This is a genomic window from Streptomyces sp. NBC_00210 (assembly GCF_045160975.1).
Lineage (GTDB): Bacteria > Actinomycetota > Actinomycetes > Streptomycetales > Streptomycetaceae > Streptomyces.
This window is the reverse complement of record NZ_CP108120.1, coordinates 273,692-291,341: the sequence shown is the minus strand read 5'-3', so window position 1 is coordinate 291,341 and position 17,650 is coordinate 273,692. Positions and strand designations below refer to the sequence as shown.

22 protein-coding genes and 3 pseudogenes are annotated in these 17,650 nt (G+C 69.1%); 14 read left to right on the top strand and 11 right to left on the bottom strand.

What is annotated here, in order from left to right; translation table 11 throughout:
• Positions 1–150 precede the first annotated feature (150 nt).
• On the bottom strand, positions 151–333 hold the full coding sequence (locus OG729_RS01615; RefSeq protein WP_360869620.1) for a hypothetical protein: 183 nt from the start codon (positions 331–333) through the stop codon (positions 151–153).
• Positions 334–603: 270 nt separating this feature from the next.
• Here OG729_RS01615 and OG729_RS01610 point away from each other — a divergent pair, with 270 nt between their 5' ends.
• Positions 604–3,429, top strand: coding sequence for an NACHT domain-containing protein (locus tag OG729_RS01610; protein WP_405803759.1), 2,826 nt, complete (start codon positions 604–606; stop codon positions 3,427–3,429).
• A gap of 75 nt (positions 3,430–3,504) precedes the next feature.
• On the opposite strand, the pseudogene OG729_RS01605 reads toward OG729_RS01610, so the two are convergent.
• Together OG729_RS01605 and OG729_RS01600 are read right to left on the bottom strand one after the other, a co-directional pair.
• Positions 3,505–3,710, bottom strand: a pseudogene (locus tag OG729_RS01605) (chitinase); the annotation flags it as partial.
• Between the two features lie 255 nt (positions 3,711–3,965).
• Positions 3,966–4,325 (bottom strand): hypothetical protein, encoded by a 360-nt coding sequence (locus OG729_RS01600; protein WP_405803757.1) that lies wholly within the window; start codon positions 4,323–4,325, stop codon positions 3,966–3,968.
• Between the two features lie 380 nt (positions 4,326–4,705).
• Here OG729_RS01600 and OG729_RS01595 point away from each other — a divergent pair, with 380 nt between their 5' ends.
• From OG729_RS01595 to OG729_RS01580, 4 genes are all read left to right on the top strand, one after another.
• Positions 4,706–4,921, top strand: a complete 216-nt coding sequence (locus tag OG729_RS01595; RefSeq protein WP_405803755.1) for a hypothetical protein — start codon at positions 4,706–4,708, stop codon at positions 4,919–4,921.
• Positions 4,922–4,925: 4 nt separating this feature from the next.
• Positions 4,926–5,561, top strand: coding sequence for a hypothetical protein (locus tag OG729_RS01590; protein WP_405803754.1), 636 nt, complete (start codon positions 4,926–4,928; stop codon positions 5,559–5,561).
• A 125-nt stretch (positions 5,562–5,686) separates the two neighbouring features.
• On the top strand, positions 5,687–5,962 hold the full coding sequence (locus OG729_RS01585) for a hypothetical protein (protein WP_405803752.1): 276 nt from the start codon (positions 5,687–5,689) through the stop codon (positions 5,960–5,962).
• 28 nt (positions 5,963–5,990) lie between these two features.
• Positions 5,991–6,389 (top strand): hypothetical protein, encoded by a 399-nt coding sequence (locus OG729_RS01580; RefSeq protein ID WP_405803751.1) that lies wholly within the window; start codon positions 5,991–5,993, stop codon positions 6,387–6,389.
• Positions 6,390–6,429: 40 nt separating this feature from the next.
• On the opposite strand, the gene OG729_RS01575 is transcribed toward OG729_RS01580, so the two are convergent.
• Positions 6,430–7,323: a MerR family transcriptional regulator gene (locus OG729_RS01575; protein ID WP_405803749.1), complete on the bottom strand. Its 894-nt coding sequence runs from the start codon at positions 7,321–7,323 to the stop codon at positions 6,430–6,432.
• Here OG729_RS01575 and OG729_RS01570 point away from each other — a divergent pair, their 5' ends adjacent.
• A complete protein-coding gene (locus OG729_RS01570; protein WP_405803747.1) occupies positions 7,324–7,797 on the top strand; it encodes a DUF6194 family protein in 474 nt (157 codons plus the stop codon).
• A gap of 373 nt (positions 7,798–8,170) precedes the next feature.
• Here OG729_RS01570 and OG729_RS01565 read toward each other — a convergent pair whose 3' ends face one another.
• On the bottom strand, positions 8,171–8,890 hold the full coding sequence (locus OG729_RS01565) for a dienelactone hydrolase family protein (RefSeq protein ID WP_405803745.1): 720 nt from the start codon (positions 8,888–8,890) through the stop codon (positions 8,171–8,173).
• Between the two features lie 323 nt (positions 8,891–9,213).
• Between OG729_RS01565 and OG729_RS01560 the strand changes: the two genes are divergently transcribed.
• Positions 9,214–9,777 (top strand): dihydrofolate reductase family protein, encoded by a 564-nt coding sequence (locus tag OG729_RS01560; RefSeq protein ID WP_405803743.1) that lies wholly within the window; start codon positions 9,214–9,216, stop codon positions 9,775–9,777.
• A 69-nt stretch (positions 9,778–9,846) separates the two neighbouring features.
• Positions 9,847–10,392, top strand: coding sequence for a GNAT family N-acetyltransferase (locus tag OG729_RS01555; protein ID WP_405811007.1), 546 nt, complete (start codon positions 9,847–9,849; stop codon positions 10,390–10,392).
• On the opposite strand, the gene OG729_RS01550 is transcribed toward OG729_RS01555, so the two are convergent.
• The 4 genes from OG729_RS01550 to OG729_RS01535 form a co-directional block, all read right to left on the bottom strand.
• Positions 10,376–10,702, bottom strand: coding sequence for a hypothetical protein (locus OG729_RS01550; protein ID WP_405803742.1), 327 nt, complete (start codon positions 10,700–10,702; stop codon positions 10,376–10,378). The two genes, OG729_RS01555 and OG729_RS01550, sit on opposite strands and share 17 nt — an antisense overlap.
• Before the next feature lie 98 nt (positions 10,703–10,800).
• Complete coding sequence (locus OG729_RS01545) at positions 10,801–11,058, bottom strand: hypothetical protein (protein WP_405803740.1); 258 nt, start codon at positions 11,056–11,058, stop codon at positions 10,801–10,803.
• Positions 11,055–11,243 (bottom strand): hypothetical protein, encoded by a 189-nt coding sequence (locus tag OG729_RS01540; protein WP_405803738.1) that lies wholly within the window; start codon positions 11,241–11,243, stop codon positions 11,055–11,057. Before OG729_RS01540 ends, OG729_RS01545 begins: the two co-directional genes overlap by 4 nt.
• A complete protein-coding gene (locus OG729_RS01535; RefSeq protein WP_360869645.1) occupies positions 11,240–11,461 on the bottom strand; it encodes a hypothetical protein in 222 nt (73 codons plus the stop codon). The genes OG729_RS01540 and OG729_RS01535 overlap by 4 nt, the downstream gene beginning before the upstream one ends.
• 257 nt (positions 11,462–11,718) lie before the next feature.
• Between OG729_RS01535 and OG729_RS01530 the strand changes: the two are divergent.
• A pseudogene (locus OG729_RS01530) lies at positions 11,719–12,073 on the top strand (DUF6879 family protein); the annotation flags it as partial.
• 4 nt (positions 12,074–12,077) lie between these two features.
• Positions 12,078–12,235: pseudogene (locus tag OG729_RS01525) on the top strand (transcriptional regulator); the annotation flags it as partial.
• 234 nt (positions 12,236–12,469) lie between these two features.
• On the opposite strand, the gene OG729_RS01520 reads toward OG729_RS01525, so the two are convergent.
• The gene (locus OG729_RS01520; RefSeq protein WP_405803736.1) at positions 12,470–12,952 is read right to left on the bottom strand and encodes a hypothetical protein; all 483 of its coding nucleotides are present in this window, start codon (positions 12,950–12,952) and stop codon (positions 12,470–12,472) included.
• Between the two features lie 113 nt (positions 12,953–13,065).
• Entirely contained in the window at positions 13,066–13,209 is a 144-nt protein-coding gene (locus OG729_RS01515; RefSeq protein ID WP_405811458.1) for a hypothetical protein, read from the bottom strand.
• Between the two features lie 80 nt (positions 13,210–13,289).
• On the opposite strand from OG729_RS01515, the gene OG729_RS01510 reads away from it, so the two are divergent.
• The 4 genes from OG729_RS01510 to OG729_RS01495 all read left to right on the top strand — a co-directional run bounded on the left by OG729_RS01510 (position 13,290) and on the right by OG729_RS01495 (position 17,616).
• Positions 13,290–13,586 (top strand): hypothetical protein, encoded by a 297-nt coding sequence (locus OG729_RS01510; RefSeq protein WP_360869649.1) that lies wholly within the window; start codon positions 13,290–13,292, stop codon positions 13,584–13,586.
• Positions 13,583–13,972, top strand: coding sequence for a hypothetical protein (locus tag OG729_RS01505; RefSeq protein WP_360869652.1), 390 nt, complete (start codon positions 13,583–13,585; stop codon positions 13,970–13,972). Before OG729_RS01510 ends, OG729_RS01505 begins: the two co-directional genes overlap by 4 nt.
• Positions 13,973–14,676: 704 nt before the next feature.
• Positions 14,677–15,294 (top strand): TetR family transcriptional regulator, encoded by a 618-nt coding sequence (locus OG729_RS01500; RefSeq protein ID WP_405803734.1) that lies wholly within the window; start codon positions 14,677–14,679, stop codon positions 15,292–15,294.
• A gap of 603 nt (positions 15,295–15,897) precedes the next feature.
• Positions 15,898–17,616, top strand: a complete 1,719-nt coding sequence (locus OG729_RS01495; RefSeq protein WP_405803733.1) for a CocE/NonD family hydrolase — start codon at positions 15,898–15,900, stop codon at positions 17,614–17,616.
• Positions 17,617–17,650 lie beyond the last annotated feature (34 nt).

Here is a 17,650-nt window from a genome sequence, read left to right as displayed (position 1 = left end):
GATAACAGGTCCGCTTCACGTACGGCCCGGAGAGGGTCACCGGAGGTGACGGAACAAGCTGCCGCAGATATTGGGGTGTTATCCGTGGAAGAACTTCACGCCGACTCGGCGCCGAAGGAGCGCTGCCCGCCGACCAGGGGCGACGGAGGCTCAGCGCCGGTTTTCGTTCCGGTGTTCCTCAGGCCCCGGGATCTCGTGGCCGACGTCGGCGAGGAAGCCGGCGGTGCCGATGCCGCGGACGCCCGGAGTGAGCCACTTCTCCCTGTCGGAGGTGGGCTGGTCGGCGGGCTGCGCGGTCTTGGCCATGGCGGGCAGCTCTGCGGCCAGGTCCATCAGGGCAGTGTTGCGTGCTGCTGCGATCGACGCGCGCGGACTCCAGGTCCGGGACGTCGAGTTCGCGGACGAATCTCGTTCGCCCGGCGCACCGTGGCCGCGGGCCGGGAGAGAGCGCACAGTCCCCAGTTCCCCATTCGTACCGCGATCACACGGTCGCTGAGCGTATTCTTCGGGCGGGGACGAGGCGCAACGGGGGGCCGTGCAATGCGGTATGGGCGGCGCGGCATGGACGGGATTTGGACGATTCGCGGAGCCTGGGTTGCGGCCGTGCTCGTCACGGGCCTCGTCTTCGTCGTCGCGGGTGCGAACGGCGATCTCTACGAGACCTCGGGTCTGACCTCCGTACTCGGCCTCGCCGTGTCCGTGGCCGGACTGGCCGTCTCACGGATGCGCGAGCGCGCCACGGGCGACGGCCGGTCCGTGTCGGACGAACGGCTCGACCGCCTGGCCCGGCAACTGGCCGACGCCGTCGGGGAGCAGTGGACCGAGGAGTGGCGGCTGCGCAGGCTTCAGGACCCCGAGCCGATGCCCGTTCGGTGGACCGGGGCCGAGGCTTGGCTGGCCGACCATCAGGAGAACATCGGCGGTCCGGCGGACCTGAGCGACCGGCTGGAGAACGTCACCGCCGTCGTCGACCGGGTGCCGTCACGGCGGCTGGTGGTTCTCGGCGGGCCGGGCGGCGGCAAGACCGTGCTCGCGGTGCGCTACGCCCTGGACGCGCTGGAGCGGTGGCAGCCCGGCGCGCCCGTTCCCGTGGTCTTCCCGCTCGCCGCCTGGCAGCCGGACCGCGAGCCCCTCAGCGCCTGGATGGCGGCCCATATCGCGCAGACGTACCCGGGTGCCACCTGGGGCGGCGAGCTGCTGGCCGCCGAGCGCATCCTGCCGGTCCTCGACGGTCTCGACGAACTCGCCGCACCCCTGCGGGCCCACGCCGTGCGTCGGCTGAACGCGGAGCTGGACCCCGGCAGTCCGGTGTTGCTGACCTGCCGTACGCAGGTGTACGGGGAGGTGGTGGAGGCGGGGGACGTCTTCACCTCCGCTGCCGTGGTCGAGCTCCAGCCGCTGTCGTTCAATGAGGCGAGCCGCTATCTGGTGCGTACCGCCCGCCCGTTGAGGGGAAGCGACGGACAGCGCTCGACGTGCTGGGACCCCGTCCTTACGCGGCTGCGCGCACACCCCGGGGACCCGTCCGGCGCCGCCCTGCGGCAGGTCCTCGGCACACCGCTGATGGTGGCCATGGCCCGCACGGTGTACGGCGACACCCGCGCCGACCCCATCGAGCTGCTCGACGGCGGGCGCTTCTGCGGCCCGGAGGCGCTGGAGCAGCACCTCCTCGACGCGTTCGTACCCGCGGCCTTCGGGGACGCCCCCGACGCCGACCGAGCCGGGCACTGGCTCCGCTTTCTGGCCCGGCACCTGGAGCGGCGGCGGACCCGCGACCTGGCATGGTGGGAACTGCGGCTGGCACTGCCGTGGTTGCTCAGGCGCCTTGGGCCGGTGCTGCTCCTGGGATGCGTGGCGATGGCGGTCGCCGTCGGCCTGGGGGAGCCCACGACACCCCTCGCCTTCGTTGCCGGGGTCTGTACGGGACACGTGATCCTGTCGCGCGGCCGCACATGGGCGGATCCCGGCCGGGCGGCGCGTTCCGGACAGCCGGCCGGACGGTGGCGGATACCGCGCGAGCTGGTGTTGTCGGTCGCGGTCGCCGCACCCCTGGGGGTCGCTGTCGGGTCCGCCGGCAGTCTCGGATTCGCCTGGGGGGACTTCAACCCGATCCATTTCAACGCGGGCGGACGGCTGGGCCCGGTCGCCGCGGCGATGGCCGCTGGTCTTGCCACGGCGACGATGCTCGCTGTTCTCGGTCTTGCCGGAGACGTCCGCCCGTCCACCATGCCGCTTCTCGGGCGGCGCCAAAGGTTCCGGTCTCCCGTCCTGGGCGTGCTGAGCGTGGCAGCCGTTCTGCTGGCGGCCTTCGTCGCCTTCGTGCTCGGGAGCGAATTCGTCTCCGAGCCCGTGTCCTTGGCGATCGGCGCGCTGGCCGGGCTTGTCGTCGCGCTCGCCGTGTGGCCGGGCGTCACCGGCCGGGCGGCGGCACCGGTGATCAGGCGGGAGCGACGACGTCGTCTCGGCCCGGCCCTGCTGCGGCCGCTGTCCGCCGGTCTGCTCGGCGGTCTGAGTCTGGGGGCCGCGTTCGGCCTGGCCCATGCCTCGACGCTGGGTGCACGGGCTTCCATGAACGCCGACTTCCCGTCCGGCGCCGTCGTGCACCGGACGGCGGACGGCGGCGCGTACGCCCTCGCGACGGGTGGCTGGCACTACGGCCGGCACCCGGACGGGACGCGGTTCGTCCGTACTCCCGGACCGGTGCTCGGAGTCGTCAGCACGTGGGGTGGCACGAGTTACGCGAGGTTTGGAGCGGACGAGGTCCGGGACTGCGCGCACGAGCCGGAATGCACGACTTTCTACGGCCCCGTGGAGCTGCACCTCTCCCGGGGCAGCTACACGAACGTGCGCGCGGCGTGGCCCAACGGAGTCTTCGCCGACGACACCGGGTTGCAGAACGAACTGCCACCACGCGTCGAGGACTGGCTGTACGCCGTCCCTCCCCGTCGCCTTTTCGAAGCCGCGCTGACCTTCGGACTGGCATTCGGCCTCAGCATCGGCGTGATCACCGGTGTCGCGGCCGGGGTGCACCGGTGGCTGGCCACTCCGGTCGACATCGCACGGGCGTCCAGCCCACTGGCGGGCCTGCGCAGCGACAGGGCGACGGCGGTCACGCGGGGCATCGTCGTGATGGCGTTCGGGACCACGCTCGGCGTCTTCCTGCTCAGGTCGCTGCCGATGAGTCAGAACAGCATGGGGCTGCCCATGGTCGTCTGGTTGCCGGTCGGCCTGCTGGCCATCGCCCTGAGCGCCTGGGGCTGGCTGCTCGTCGTCCGCCTGTGGCTGTGCGGGACGGGCAGGCTGCCGTGGCGGCTCATGGCGTTCCTCGGCGAAGCTCATCGGCGGGGCGTCCTGCGCCAGGCGGGGGCCGTCTACCAGTTCCGCCACGCCCGGCTCCAGGAACAGCTTGCCGCCGCCGACCGGACGTGACATGACCGGGGGCCGGGGGAGGGTGACCCTCCCCAGCCCGCGGCCGTTTTGTGGGGGTTGGCAGCGTTCAGTGCCTCAGCAGGAGAGCTTCCCGCCGGTCGGCACGCCCAGGATCGCCGCGAACTGCGTGTACTTGTCCACCCGGCTCTGGACATGCGCCGGGTTCTTGCCGTCGCACTCCAGCGAGCCGTTGATCGAACGGATCGTCTGGCGGAGCCGGCCTGGTTCACCATCGCGTTGTGGCCTGTCATCGTGCCCGGCCCGTTCTGGGTGTTCCAGTACCCCGAGGCATGGTTCATCAGGCGCGTGCCGAGCCGGCGGAGTCCGGACGGTGAAACCTGCCCCACGGCGTTGGCCGGCGGGGCCGTACGGTAGGGGAGCCGATGCAGTAGTCCCGCTGCGATTCAGCGGGCTAGTTGTCGTCCTACGCGGCCCCCGCCCTGGTCCTCCTCGTGGCGTGGTCTCTCGCTCTTGAGCCAACGCAGACCTCGGGTCCCTCCGGGAGGGTCGGCCGCTCCAACTCCCCGGGCTGGCTGTTACTGGTCCCGCTTGGCGAACCACTCGGCCAGGTAGTCGGTGCAGCCGTGATACCACTCCTCGGGCGACGAGTAGAAGCCTGTGGGCGCCTTTCCTCCCGCCATGATCCGCTGCACGATGCCCCGGCAGTTCTTGAGCAGGGTGTCTTGGACGGTCTCTGATCCGAAGCCCGGAATCTGAAGCGTGATCTGGTTGTCGGCCAGCACGGTTTTCGTGATCGAGTAACCGTGGTCGTAGACGCTCGGTGAGCCCCTCCCGTCCGACGCTCCCGGCTGACCGCTCGTGCCTCCGTTCCACAGCGCCCAGCCCGAGCTGAGGAGGGTCAGGAAGAGGACACCCCAGAGGAGTCCCTGGAGCACGGAGGGAAGACGGCAGAACCGCCGATACAAACGAGAGGCAACATGCACCCGCTCAAGGCTACTGGGCCGCCCTGAGCTGTCCATGGCGGACCGGCCCGGCTCGCGGCTACCGAGCGGAACGGTCGGCACTACCGTCCGGAACCGCACAACCCGATCCCAGGGGCCTATCACCGTACCGCGCACCGCCGTTGATAAGGCCGCGCGTCCTACGGTGGGCTGCATGAGCACCGAAGTGGCCATATCCGAGGCAACGACCGACGCCCAACGGGCGCAGGTACAGGCGCTGTTCGAGGGGGCGTTCCACGACATCGCCCCGAACGCCATCCCGAAGGTGGAGCACGACCGCCTGTACGCTCCGCTGGTGCTGCGCTGTCCGCGCGATGGGGGACCGGCTGAAGGAGCGGGGCGTACGGATCTGGTTGGGCAACGCTCCCCGAGACCTGGAGACCACGCGGCTCCGCGAGTTCTACACCCGGCGCGGCTTCACCGTTCTCCCGGACGGCCAGCCGCTGCCCGACCCGCTGGGCAGGTCGTGGGTGCTCCCGACCGCCGAACAGCCCGCGTTCTTCTTCTACAAGCAGATCAAGAAGGGCTGAGACTGTGGACTGGCTCTCGCCCGTTTCCGGACTCGTCGGCGCCCTGGTCGGTGCGGCGGCCACCTACGTCGGCGCGCACCAGGCGCAGGCCAGGGCGCTGGCGGAGGCCCGCCAGGCACGACTGGAGGCCAAGCAGGACACCGCCGTGGCCACGCTGGCGGACACCTTCGGCAAGCTCCAGCGGCACATCCGCGACGTGCCCGGCGCGCGGGAGCGCGGGCTGGACGCCGAGGCGTCCGCCGAGTTCACCGCCGCCCGGCAGACGTGGGACCAGAAGCTGGAAGACCTCACCGGCCCTGCGCGTATCGCTGTCGGCGTCATCCGCGACGAGGCGGTACGCGCCCGGCTGCGCGAGACGTTGGACGTGCTGGACGCCTGGCAGTCCGGGTTGGAGTACGCCTACCGGGGCGGCGCGCGCTCCCGGGCCTGGGTGCTGCGCGGCGTGCTTTTCCCACGCGGTGGAGTGCGTCGGGGCGTGGCAGCGGGAGGAGCTGCTACCGGAGCCGAACTACGCCTACAGAGAAGCCGTGGAGTCCCTGGCGTTGAAGCGAGAGGAGGCAGAGCTCACCGCCCAGGCCGAGGCCGAGTACCGCCGGGAGCAGCGCGCCCAAGCCCAGGGCGGGGACTCGTAGCCGGGTGATGTCCACGCCGGCGGAGCGCAGTTGGCGCCTGGGTCGAAGGTGTACATTCACCTCTCCGATGCACGCCGTCCGCCCCCGGGTGCCACACGGAGCAGGGAGGCGGGGACGCCACAGAGGAGACGGCATGGAGCGCACCACCCACGTCAGCAGCGACGGACGCCGCCGCGTCGATGCCATCGGCCCGTCCGTGATCCCCGGCTGGGAACTCGTTTACGACCACCCGGAAGACCATGCCCAGGTTATCCGCAGAGAAGAGAGCACCTACGCCCTGGCCTGCACGCTGCACCGGCACGCCAAGGCGCTGTCCACGCAGAACGAGGAACGCTCGTGGCGCGAGAGCGCCGGATGGTGCCCCGGATGCGTGGCCGGACTTCCCCCGGTCGCAGACGAAATGCCCTGACCTGCCGGACCGGAAGGGAAGGCGCAGCATGCGAGACTGGCTGTTCATCCTGGACCCCACAGACACGACCATGGACGGGGACCTCCCCAGCAAGGATCGGGTGTTGGAGCTTGCCAAGGCCGCTCCTCGCAGGGAGTGGTGGCTCGCACGACGACGCCACATGGCGCCTGGGGATCGCATCTGGATCTACTTCGCAGCTCCGCTGAGGGAAGTGGCCGCCGTTACGGAGGTCGAGGGCGAGCCCTACGAGGTGACCGGCGACGCTCAGCACCCGTGGAGGTTCCGGGCCGCGCTCAATTTGGACGCTACGCGGGCTCTCTACCGTTCCCCGGTTCCGCTTGCTGCCCTGGCCAACCAGCACCCGCAAGGGGTCCCCCTGGTGCGTGACAGCGACCTCGCGCTGTTCCTGAGGCACGCGGAGCTGTAACCGCGCCGCCGCTCGACGGTCCAGCGTCGGGGCAGGACCTTCAATCCTTTGACGGCGGGGTCGCGTTGGACGACGTGGACGTCGATGCCGAGGCGGGCGCCGTGGTTGATGGCCGTGGTGCGGTGTCCGTGTCGGTCCAGGCCTTGGTGATGCGCGGGTGGGCGGCGGCGAGGACTGTACTGAGTGCGACGGTGGCGTCGAGGAGGGCACGGGAGCGAGCCGCGATGCTCACATCTCGGGCCGACAGCGCGGCTCCGATGTCTTCCGACCGGTGCCCGCGCCGCAGGCCCGGCATCAATGCCCGGAGCTGGTCGATGCGGTACCCGGCGCTGCGTAACTGGTGCACAATCCGGGCGTCCCGAGTTTGGGCCGGTGAGTATCGTCGCGATTCTCGCGGGGAAACCCGGTCAGGAACCGCAAGCCCCTCGGCGTCCCAGTGCCGCAACGTCGATGGGCGCACTCCGAGCGCGGCGGCAAGTTCGGAGACGCTCATTGAATCCGATTGGCGTACGTCTTCGACCAGCTCGGCAGAGATCGCCGCGGCAGCCTCCTTGGCGAGTTCGAGGTCCGTACGCTCCCGGTCGAGTTGGGCGTGTGCCGCGTCGAGGAGTGCAAGTACTTCCGAGGTCGGGCACTCATGCACGGCACGAACGATCCGCTTGGCCTCAACCGGACCCGTGCCGACTGCGAGGGCTCGGTAGGCAAGGGCGGACTGAAGGTGAATCTCCCCGTAGATCCGGTAGCGCGCAGCTGAGCGGGTCGCTGGCGGCAGGACACCGTCGCGTTCGAGATTGCGCACCTGTTGAACGGAGTACCCGGCACGTCGCGCGACATCGACTGTGCGCATGGCCGACGACTTGAGAGTTGACACCCAACGCTCCTCTGTCTTCCGGCTCAAAGTCTCCATAAGCACCTTAATGAAACGCTTGAGCACATGACCATAGAAGAGATCATCTACTTCGTAGAGGGCCTGGATGGAGCCCTGGCCATCAGGCCGGGACCCGATGACGGCTCACCAGAGATCAGTTGGGGGGATACGTTCTTCTTCTACTCTCCTGAGGGCGTCATGCCGAAAGCGACTCAACCGTTCGCGACGATCGTGACGAAGAACCAGCCGGGCGACGAGAGGTCGCGCCTGGACCGCCGGAATACGTTCCGCGTCAATATGGCCGCTGGGAAGGAATCGTTCATCAACTGGACCGGCCACGCGCCGCGCGAACCCGCCATCGACGACGACCCCAGCGTCACCGATGCTGTGATTGCACACCCCGTCTACGGCTCCGTTGGCTGGCTCGCGGTGGTGAATCCGGGCCAGCGGACCGGTGCGGCAGTCCGCGAGCTGCTCCGCAATGCTCATCACCTCGCGCGTTCGCGCATTGAGCGACGAACGGGCTCAACGACGGGCTGATAAGGAACGTCGCCGGCTGAGGCAGAGCCTGGACTACCGGGACGAATCCGCCGTCCTGCCAGCAGGCCTCGATCGTCGCCTTCTCCAAGCCCTTAGCGATTTCCAGGAGTTGGGGGCCGTCTTCCTGGAGGTGGTGTTGGTGGAGGAGATGCGTCGTGCGCTACCTGAGGGCAGAGCCGCTCTGCCCGCGGTCGGTGCGGCTCGGCCCGCCGAGGGGTTGATGCCCTTCGTGGCCCGCCTGAGGCGGTGGCCCGGGATGTCGCGCCAAATCGAGTAGCCGACACCGCCATCGAGGAGGGCCGGGACCCGTCCTCGATGAGCGGCATCCTGGCCGACACCGCCTACCGTCTGCTGCCGGCCTGACGGCCCGGCCTCACTTCAGGTGCCGGTCGTAGAACCGGCCCCCGTCCTCCACCTCGAACCACGGGGTGCCGACGTGCCCGCCCAGATTGGCGTGCAGCGTCTTTTCCTTGGTGCCGAAGGCGTCGAACAGGTCCAGGGCCCGTTGCCGGGGGTTCCCTTCGTCGTCCCACTGCAGCAGGAACAGCAGCGGAATGGTGACCTGACGGGCCTCCTCGCGCTGGGCGCGGGGCACGTAACCCCCGGCGAAGAAGCCGGCGGCCGCGATGCGCGGCTCGACCACCGCCAGCCGAATGCCGACGGCGGTCCACCCCGAGTACCCGACCGGGCCGCCGATCTCGGGCAGCGCAAGGAGGGCGTCCAGGGTGGTCCGCCATTCCGGGACCGCCTTTTCGACCAGCGGGCCGATGAAGGACTCGAAGATCTCGTCGACCGGCTCGCCGGCCTGCATCGCCCGGCGGAGGTCGGCGCGGGCCTGCTCGTCGGCGGCGGAACGGGGCCGGGCACCGCACCCGGGGGCGTCGATGGCGGCCACCGCGTAGCCGTACGCCGCGGATTGCCGGGCCCGGGCCACCAGCCGGGATTCCCCCTTGGGCAGGCCGTTGTTGTGGGCCATCAGGATCAGCGGAGCCGGTGCGGATCCAGGCGTCCACAGGGTGCCGGGGATCTCGCCGAGGGTGAATTCGCGTTCGAGGACGCCGTCGTCGAGGCGCTGTTCAGAAGTGAATTGCATGGTCGTGCCTTTCGGGAGGGCTCTAGAACGGCGCTCCCGGACGACCTATCGCCCGACCGTGACCCCGGAGGTGAGCACCCATGTCGATACTGCGTTCACGGGTACCACCTCCTCGTTCTCTCGCACGGCCTCCGGAAAAGTAGCAGTGGTCGCCGTGGTCCGCCAACGGGTTTTTGCGGAGGCTCCGCGGCCGGACGCCACGGAGCCACTGAGGTTTTTCAACGAAATGATCTCGTGAGGTGCCTTGGCCCATCCCGCGAGCCGCGATGAGTCCTGCGGTCCGGCGGTCGTACTGTCGAACCCGTTACCGAGGAGGACTTCTGATGCGCAGCGTGACCTATTCGATGGGCGTCTCACTTGACGGCTACATCGTCGGGCCGGACGGCGACTTCGACTGGACGGCGCCCGACGAGGAGGTCTTTCGCTTCTGGATCGACGAGATTCGACAGGTCGGCGTCCACCTGTTGGGACGACGGCTGTACGAGACGATGCTGTACTGGGAGACCGCCGACCAGGATCCAACGCTCGACGACTCAGATCGCGAGTGGACCGCGCTCTGGAAGCCGCTGCCCAAGGTGGTGTTCTCCACCACGCTGTCGGCGGTGCAGGGCAATGCCCGCCTGGCCTCCGGCGGCCTGGCGGAGGAGATCGAGCGGTTGCGAGCCGAGCCGGGGGAGGGCGACATCGCGATCGGCGGCGCGACTCTCGCCGCCGAGGCGGCCGCGTTGGGTCTGATCGACGAGTACCGGGCCATGGTCTACCCGGTGCTGGTTGGCGGTGGCATTCCGTTCTTTCCCCATCGCGAGCGCCGGGTGGATCTCGAACTCGTCGAGACCCGCACGTTCAGCTCGGGAGTCGTCTACCTCCGCTACCGCGTGGCGCGTTAGGGCGTGTATCGAAAGTGCCTGGTGAGGATGGCGGAGAGCCCATTTGTGATCCAGAATGATCGGATGGTCATGCTTGAGACTCCCCGTTTGATCCTGCGTCGCTGGCGCGAGGAAGACGTTGCACCCATGGCTGCCGTCAATGCCGACCCCGAGGTCATGCGGTGGATCCGTGACGGCAGCGTCCGTGACGAACAGCAGACTCGCGGCGGGGTCCAGGCGTGGGAGAGCGAGTGGGAGTCACAGGGCTTCGGCCTGTTCGCCGTGGAGATCCGGTCCACTGGCGAGCTGGCCGGGTTCACCGGCCTTTCGGTGCCCGACTTCTTGCCGGAGGTACTGCCGGCGGTTGAGGTCGGCTGGCGGCTGGGACGTTCCCACTGGGGGCAGGGCTTGGCCACCGAGGCCGCTGCGGCCGCTGCGGCCGCTGTACGGTTCGGGTTCGAAGAGCGAGGGCTGGAACGGATCGTCAGCATCACTCAAGTGGGCAACGACGCCTCCGAACGGATCATGACCAAACTGGGGATGCATCCGGTCCGTGAGACCGTCAATCCCACCTGCGGCCGGCGGCTACGGGTGTTCGAGTTGTCGTCGGATCAGTACGTCACAACCACTCGTTGATGGCGGCAACGAGGACGGTAGCCTCGTAGGTAACCGCGAGTTTGTCGTACCTGGTGGCCACGGCTCGATGTCTCTTGAGGCGATTGATGCCGCAGGCCCCGGCCGCGTGCTGGTGGGCACGCACAACCGTGGAATCGACCGACACCAGCCACTCGATGTCGCCCGCCGCGTCCGCGGCCGCCTGCGTGGCCTGCAGCAGCCGGTCGAAGGTGCCGTCCTTGGCACATCTGCGGAAGCGGGTGTGCAGCGTGGCCCAGGACCCGTACCGCTCGGGCACGTCGGCTATGCCGTTCCGGTCCGGAACTTCCACACGATCCCGTTGAGGACCTCCGGTCGTCCAGCCGCTTCCTGCCCCGCTCCGAACGAGGTAGCAGCGGACGGACGAACTCCCGCTCCACATCAGACAGTTCATGGCGACGTATCACTCGTCCATGATCCACCGCCGAAGATCATTTGACGACAGGCCCTAGCGGCGATCTTGACGTCCCAGATACGGGTCATGCTCCGGAGCAGGTCCGGGTCGATCATCCCGACGTCATCGACATGATCACGGCGGGCGTAGACCTCCCAGCCAGGACCGGAGTTGCCCAGCACATGAGCGACCAGGTCGGCATCCGCCGGGTCCGTGATCACCTCGTCGCAGGCATGGCAGACGTGAGCGCTCACGACGCACCGCCCCGGCGGTGGCACGGGCACCGGCAGCAGGCCACGAGGAAGATGCCGTTCGAGTGCGGAAGCGGCACATCCTCGGTCTGGCGGCACTCGCGGTGCACATCCGCGTAGGTCGGCTGCCGGGCAAGGGCGCACTCCGCCGACAGCGTCCGGTCGTCGGTCGCGGTTGGCGCGCTCACGGCAGCTCTCCCCGGCTCCTGGCGTTGACCAGGGCCACACACGCCGACAGCTTCTCCGCCGCCGTAGCGGGCCGCAGTGGGCCGGACGCGTCCCACTCCCGTCCGCCGCCGGGCGGACGGAGCTGCCAGCACGGACCCACACGGCCCATGACCTGGCCCACCTTGCGCGTCGCTTCATCGAACACGAGATCGTGGATCTCGGGCGTATACGCGTCCATGCGCACCCCCGCCGGATGACGTCAGCGAGCCGGATAGCGACGTCTGTTCGCACCCGGCCTGATCAGGTTCAGTGAGGGCGACGCCCTGTCCGCCCTCAGCGACGGCAGCACGATCTTCGCTGCCATCAGTGCTTCCCGTAGAGCCTCCACGGCCGCTGTGACATCCGTGGTGTCCGGTTCTTGCTGCGCTGTGACCATGAACTCAGCGTGATCGCAGGCCAGTTGAGAGGGCCAGCACCAATACATCGACTTCGCCCCCCAAGGAGGTTCACCGCGTGCCGAACATCATTCGGCCGGGACGAGTTCGACTGGTTGTTCAACCAGTTCGAGCACACCGCCTGGCGTGTGGAGACCCGCCGCCGGTACGCGACCGACGAGGTCACCGACACCTACGCCCAGTTCACCCGGGGCGAGCCCGTGGACTGGGCGGGCAAGGACGCCGAATGGTGCGCCGAGCGCCGCGAACAGGCCGCCCTGGGCAAGCGGTTCGAGCGCCTCCGCATCGTCGACAACCCGTCCACCCACGGTCAGCTGTACCTGCTCGACAACGCCCGGCGGAACAGTGCCGTCGGCGACGACATCCGGCAGTTCTGGCGCGTGGACACCGACAGGCGGCGTGATCGTCGAGACGTGGCACTCGGAACTGTGGTTCGAGGACGAGCCCAGCGTGAACACCTACCTCCGTACCTGGCGTACGCTGCGGAGTCCGCCGTGTACGGCGCCGATGCGCACCGGATCATCAGTGCCGCGCGCCAGGCCCTCAATGTCGCCTGACGCACACCAGCCCGTCTGATCACCCGCAGTCGGCCAGCACCTCCAACCCCACCATCACCACCTTCGCGGATCGGCCCCCGGGATGACCCGGAGCCTCCACAATCCCGGGCGTGGCTGATCTCGACTGGATCAAGCTCATGCCCGGATGGTTCGCCGCCGCAGTGGCCGCCTGGACGCTGACCGCGCTTGGCCCGCACCCTGGCCTCTGGCCGGGGTCTCGTAAGGCGCGCTCGTTCAGCCGGGCAGCGCCGATGCCGGGCCCGGCCAAGGGCCGCCACCGTCGTAGGCGGCCAGCGCGGCCTGACGGCTCTCCAGCAGCTCGCGCAGGTCTTCGGGGATCAGGTGCTCGTGCGCCAGCTTCACGCTTGCCTTGCCCTCCACGTCCGCCCACGCCTGCCGGGCCCGTTTGTTGGCAATGCGCCTGGCATCGCTCCGCAGGAAGCCGGCCCCGGCCGCGAACCCGGCAGAGGTCAGGGCGAGCAGTGCCGCGGGGACGCGTGCGTCCGCCGTGGCCAGTCCGGCGGTGCCCGCCACGCCGGCGAGCAGAGCCGCGGGGAAACCCAGCACGATGTGGGCCCTGTTCCAGAATTCGGCCCTTCGATGGGCCAGTGCTTTCTGTTGCGCGGCTTCGTCGTGCAACCGCTCGATCTCGGCGCGCAGGCGACGCGAGGGCTCGTCCGGGGCGAGTCGCGTGGAACCGTCGGCAGGAGTGGCCATGTCTGAAATTCCAACACGGTTGAGCCTGGGGGGACTTGGTTAGGTAGTGACAGGCTTGCCAGGCGCGAATGGTGGGCTCTCGCCAGAACCGTCCGCCCCCGAACGCGGTCACCTCAGCCCTGCCGCAGCGCGAACCACAGCTCCATCCGTACGTCCGCGTCGTCCAGACCCTGGTCGAGGAGCGCCTGGCATCGGGCGATGCGCTCCCCGCTCTGTCCCCTGCCGCCCCTCGTCTCGCGGATTCGCGCGACGAGCATGCTGCTCTGGTAACCCGAAGCCAACCCGGCACTGACCGGTACACCTGACACCACCGGTAAGGCATCGGTATGGTGCTGATATGGCGAAGAAGAAGGTCACCATCACGATCGACGAGGACAAGGTCAAGGCGATCGAGAGCATCCTGGCCGCCAGCAGCCCGGAGGCCGCTCCGACTTCCTCGGTGTCCGGGTGGATCGAGGATGCGGTTGCCGCCAAGCTCGAGCGGGCCGAGCGTGCAGAGCGCGCCGTCCAGTGGCTGGTCGACCGGGCCAAAACTGAGCACCCCGGCGAGTGGGAGCAGGCTTTGGAAGACGTACGGGCTGCGGACGCACGGCACGGCTTCACCAGCGTCGAGCAGGGGCAGAGCGCCGCGTGAGCACTGGCTACGTCCTCGACCACACCGCTGTCAGCGCTCTCGCTCAGGGCAACATCTACATGGCGGCGCGTGTCTTCCGGTCGGTTCAAGAGATCCAGCCGCTGTACGTGCCGGCGGTCGCCTTCGCTCACGGGCTCACGGGCAGCGCCTTGGGTGAGCTCGCTCAGATGCTGCAGGACGCCCTTGCGGCCCCCTGCTTCGTCTTCCGGCCTCTGGACGAGGCATCCTGCTGGGCCGTCGCGCAGATCGCCCAGGAACGGGCGGCCGACCTTCCCACCGCCCATGTCGCACATCTGGCGCTCGGCTCGGGCCTGCCCGTTCTGACCCGGCAGGCCGCGGCCTACAAGAAGATCGACTCGAGGATCATCGTCGAGGTCATCAGCTAGGGCGGTGCGGGCGGCGCTGCTCCGTCATCGCCCCGCACAGCTCAGCTGTGCTCCCGGCGCTTGAACCTCGGCCGCAGCTTCAGGATGCGTGGGCCTTGCGCCGGCCCCGGTCGCCGCGGAGGGCCTTGATGAGCTTCTCGCGGTTCATCGAGGACCGGCCGGCGATACCTGCGTCCGTGGCGCGCTGGTAGAGCTCCGCCTTGGTCAGGGAATCGAATGACGAAGCCTTTGTCTGCTTCTTCGCCTGCGCGGTCTGGCCGGCCCTGCGCTTGTGGGCGGCGTCCTTGATCCGCGCTGGGGGAGCGCCGGTGATGCGGACTTCTCCTCGCCGCGGTCCTTGGGCTCTTGGCCCGGTCGGCGCTGGAGGGCAACGCGTCCATCAGGTCGACCGCATTCGTGGCCTTCGCCGGCGGTTCTGCCGTTTCGACCGCCTCACCGGTCCGCTTGGCCTCGATGAGCTTGGCGACCTGTTGCTGGAAGGTGTCGTGGAACTCCTCCGGCTTCCATTCCATGCTGAGCGCGTCGATGAGCTGTTGCGCTGAGCCCGCGCGGCTCGGCGATCACCGTGAGGCAGCGGTCGCAGGGTGGCAAGAGGGAGGTGGTTGCAATTTCACGGTACAGTGAAAGCTGTTTCAGTGGATGCTGAAACTTCACCGGCAGGCGATCACGCAAGTCCGGAACGGGCAAAAGGGGGACGGCGGGAGATGGCGGCACGGGTGGGAAGGGGGCCGCGCGGGGAACGTGGCGCGCAGGCGGACCGCATCCTGGCGGCGGCACGCACGTCCTTCGCTGAGCGGGGCTACGCCGGGACCTCATTGCGGTCGGTGGCGCATGCCGCCGATGTGGATCCCACCCTGGTGAACTACTACTTCTCCAACAAGATGGGACTGCTGAAGGCGGCGCTGGAGCCGCCGGTTGCCTTCGGAGAGGGCATTGCCGAGGCCGCCGAGGTGCCGTTGGAGGAGCGCGGGCGGGCCTTCGTAGAGGCGGCGCTGCGCATGTGGGATGACCCGGCCACCTCGGAGATCCTGCGCTCGATCATCCTCGCCGCAAGTCACGAGCCCTTCGCCATGGAGCGCCTCCGCTCTGTCTTCTCCGCTCTTGTCCTGCAGGTCGTGTCGGCGAGCCTTCCCGACGACGACGCCAAGTTGCGCGCAGACCTCGTCGCCACGCAGATGGTGGGCCTTGCGATGACGCGTTATGTCTGGGCGATCGACCGCATCGCCCACATGCCTTCGGAGCAGGTCATCCGCCTGATCGCGCCGACTGTGCAGTACTACCTCACCGGCACCCTGGGCGACGACATCTCGGAGAACGCCTGACCGCGAGCGACTGCGCGGGGCGGACGTCGCCCACCACTGCAGTCCGCCGCCCGGGCTCGCGACCTGGTCGTCAATCCTCTCGCCGCCCTCGGCCTCGTGCACTTGGCCGGCGTCGCCGAGTTGCTGGTGGCCGAGCCGGTCACCAACGCCATGAAGTAGGCCGACGGCCGTACCCTGCCCATCACCGTTCGCCCGCCGAGCGCGGTGCCCTGGTCGCCGTCACCGACGGTTCGCCCAGCCTGCCCACCCTGATCCGCGCCGGGGGCGAGGGCGGGTGCGGTCTGGCCCTGGTCGGCGCCCTCGCCCGCCGCTGGGGTGCCGTCCTGCTCCCGCGCGGCAAACGCGTCTGGTTCGAGCTGTAGGCCCACTGCGGCGAACGCGCACCGCGGGACGAGATCGGCAGGGCTGCCCGCCCGCACCGCCACGCTGGATGTGCGCCCCCAGGCGTCGAGCTCTCAGCGAACGCCTGGCCGGGAGTGACTGCCAGGCGGGCGCCCCACCCAGCCCCATTTTCACGGCGTGTGGAAATTTCTCTTGCCCGCAGCGAGCCGGCAAGCGTACGGTGAGCACGTTAATTTCCGTACACGTGGAAATGAGTGTGTCATGGCTCGGGTCAAGGCAGCTGGGTTGGAACCCGGTCAGCGTCAGCTGAACGGACCGCAGACCACCGGTCGTCAGTACCGCAACCTGTCCCTGGCCCTCCACGGGACGACCCGCGAGGACAATGTGCCCGTCCCGGTCCGCGACGGTACCCAGCTCCTGGCCGACATTCACCGACCCGACGCGGACGGCAGGTTCCCCGCGCTCATCGCGGCGGCCCCCTATCCCCGTCAGCTCCAGGACCTGGGTGCCCCCGCGGCCGTCATCGAGGCCGGCACCAGCGACTTCTGGGTGCCGCGCGGCTACGCCCATGTCATCGCCAACCTCCGCGGCACGGTCGGCTCAGGCGGGACCTACACCTTCTTCGACGAGCAGGAGCGCAAGGACCTGTTCGACCTGGTCGAGTGGGTCGCCGGGCAGCCTTGGTGCGACGGGAACGTAGGCATGATCGGCATCAGCTACTACGCCATGAGCCAGCTGGAGGCCGCCACCCAGCGCCCGCCACACCTCAAGGCTCTCTTCCCCTTCAATGTCACGGTCCGGGTCCGGGAAGCCGCCTACCACAACGGCCTGTTGAGCGAGTCCTTCATCACTCCCTGGATTCATGCGCTGGGCGTCCTGTCCGCCCACGGCGACCGCCTCTACCGCAAGGGCCTGTCCCGTCTCCTGCGCCGGTTCCTCGCCATCCCTGCCATCCACCGGCGGTTCAGCCACACCGACGGCGTCCAGGCGACCCGCGGCCTGCGGCTGGTCAGCCGCTTCCGCCACGACCCCCACCCATGGAATGCCCTGCTGGACGCGGTGGCCACCGAGCACCCCACTCGGGATGCCTGGTGGGACGAGCGTGACCTGACCGAACTGCTCGCCGGTGTCGACATCCCCGTCTACCTCGGCGGCGAGTGGTCCAACGTCCCACTCCACCTGACCGGCCTGTTCGATGCCTGGGACGCCCTCGCCGACAACCCGCAGGTGCGCATGACCATGCTTGGGGAGTACAGCCTGCCCTGGCCATGGGAGAGCATGCACATCGAGGCCCTCGCCTGGTTCGACCACTGGCTCAAGGGCCGGGACACCGGCATCCTCGAAGGCCCTGCCGTCCGCTACTGGCTGCCCGGGGCAGAACAGTGGCGAACCACCGACTCCTGGCCCCCGCCGGCCACCCACATCGCCCTGGCCCTCAACGCCGACGGCTCCCTCACGGCCGACGAGCAGCCGGGGGAGCGCAGTTACGCCACCGACGGCGCGAACACCATGCCCGCGCAGCTGAGTTGGACCAGCGACCCCCTTCCCGACGACCTCGACATGGTCGGCCATCCCGAGCTCCGGCTCACCGCCACCAGCAGTGGGGCAGACACGGCATGGATCCTGCTCCTGCAAGACGTCGGCCCGGACGGCAAGGCCGCCGACATCACCCAGGGCTGGCTGCGCGCCGGCATGCGCCACGTCGACGAGGCGGCGAGTGAGACGGGCAGGCCCGTCCTCCCGACGAAGACGCGGGTTCCCATCCCTGCGGGGGAGCCGGTCGACTACCGCATCCCGTTGGTCGCCAACGCCCGCCGCTTCCACCGCGGGCACCGCATCCGGCTGATCCTCACCAGCGACGACACCCGCGAGGACTTCCAGCCCATGCTGCTGTTCAGCCACGCCCCCGTCGGCATCGCGGCCGTCAACACGGTGCACTCCAGCTCACATCTGCTCCTTCCGATTTTGGACGGCGAATAAGCAAGTTGCCCTGCGGCCGCGACGCCCCATGGGT

Excerpts from the sequence above, each read along its gene's own strand:
- OG729_RS01615 (WP_360869620.1), bottom strand. The coding sequence starts at position 333 with ATGGACCTGGCCGCAGAGCTGCCCGCCATGGCCAAGACCGCGCAGCCC.
- OG729_RS01595 (WP_405803755.1), top strand. The coding sequence starts at position 4,706 with ATGGGGGACCGGCTGAAGGAGCGGGGCGTACGGATCTGGTTGGGCAAC.
- OG729_RS01585 (WP_405803752.1), top strand. The coding sequence starts at position 5,687 with ATGGAGCGCACCACCCACGTCAGCAGCGACGGACGCCGCCGCGTCGAT.
- OG729_RS01580 (WP_405803751.1), top strand. The coding sequence starts at position 5,991 with ATGCGAGACTGGCTGTTCATCCTGGACCCCACAGACACGACCATGGAC.
- OG729_RS01570 (WP_405803747.1), top strand. The coding sequence starts at position 7,324 with ATGACCATAGAAGAGATCATCTACTTCGTAGAGGGCCTGGATGGAGCC.
- OG729_RS01565 (WP_405803745.1), bottom strand. The coding sequence starts at position 8,890 with ATGCAATTCACTTCTGAACAGCGCCTCGACGACGGCGTCCTCGAACGC.
- OG729_RS01560 (WP_405803743.1), top strand. The coding sequence starts at position 9,214 with ATGCGCAGCGTGACCTATTCGATGGGCGTCTCACTTGACGGCTACATC.
- OG729_RS01555 (WP_405811007.1), top strand. The coding sequence starts at position 9,847 with ATGCTTGAGACTCCCCGTTTGATCCTGCGTCGCTGGCGCGAGGAAGAC.
- OG729_RS01535 (WP_360869645.1), bottom strand. The coding sequence starts at position 11,461 with ATGGACGCGTATACGCCCGAGATCCACGATCTCGTGTTCGATGAAGCG.
- OG729_RS01520 (WP_405803736.1), bottom strand. The coding sequence starts at position 12,952 with ATGGCCACTCCTGCCGACGGTTCCACGCGACTCGCCCCGGACGAGCCC.
- OG729_RS01515 (WP_405811458.1), bottom strand. The coding sequence starts at position 13,209 with ATGCTCGTCGCGCGAATCCGCGAGACGAGGGGCGGCAGGGGACAGAGC.
- OG729_RS01510 (WP_360869649.1), top strand. The coding sequence starts at position 13,290 with ATGGCGAAGAAGAAGGTCACCATCACGATCGACGAGGACAAGGTCAAG.
- OG729_RS01500 (WP_405803734.1), top strand. The coding sequence starts at position 14,677 with ATGGCGGCACGGGTGGGAAGGGGGCCGCGCGGGGAACGTGGCGCGCAG.
- OG729_RS01495 (WP_405803733.1), top strand. The coding sequence starts at position 15,898 with ATGGCTCGGGTCAAGGCAGCTGGGTTGGAACCCGGTCAGCGTCAGCTG.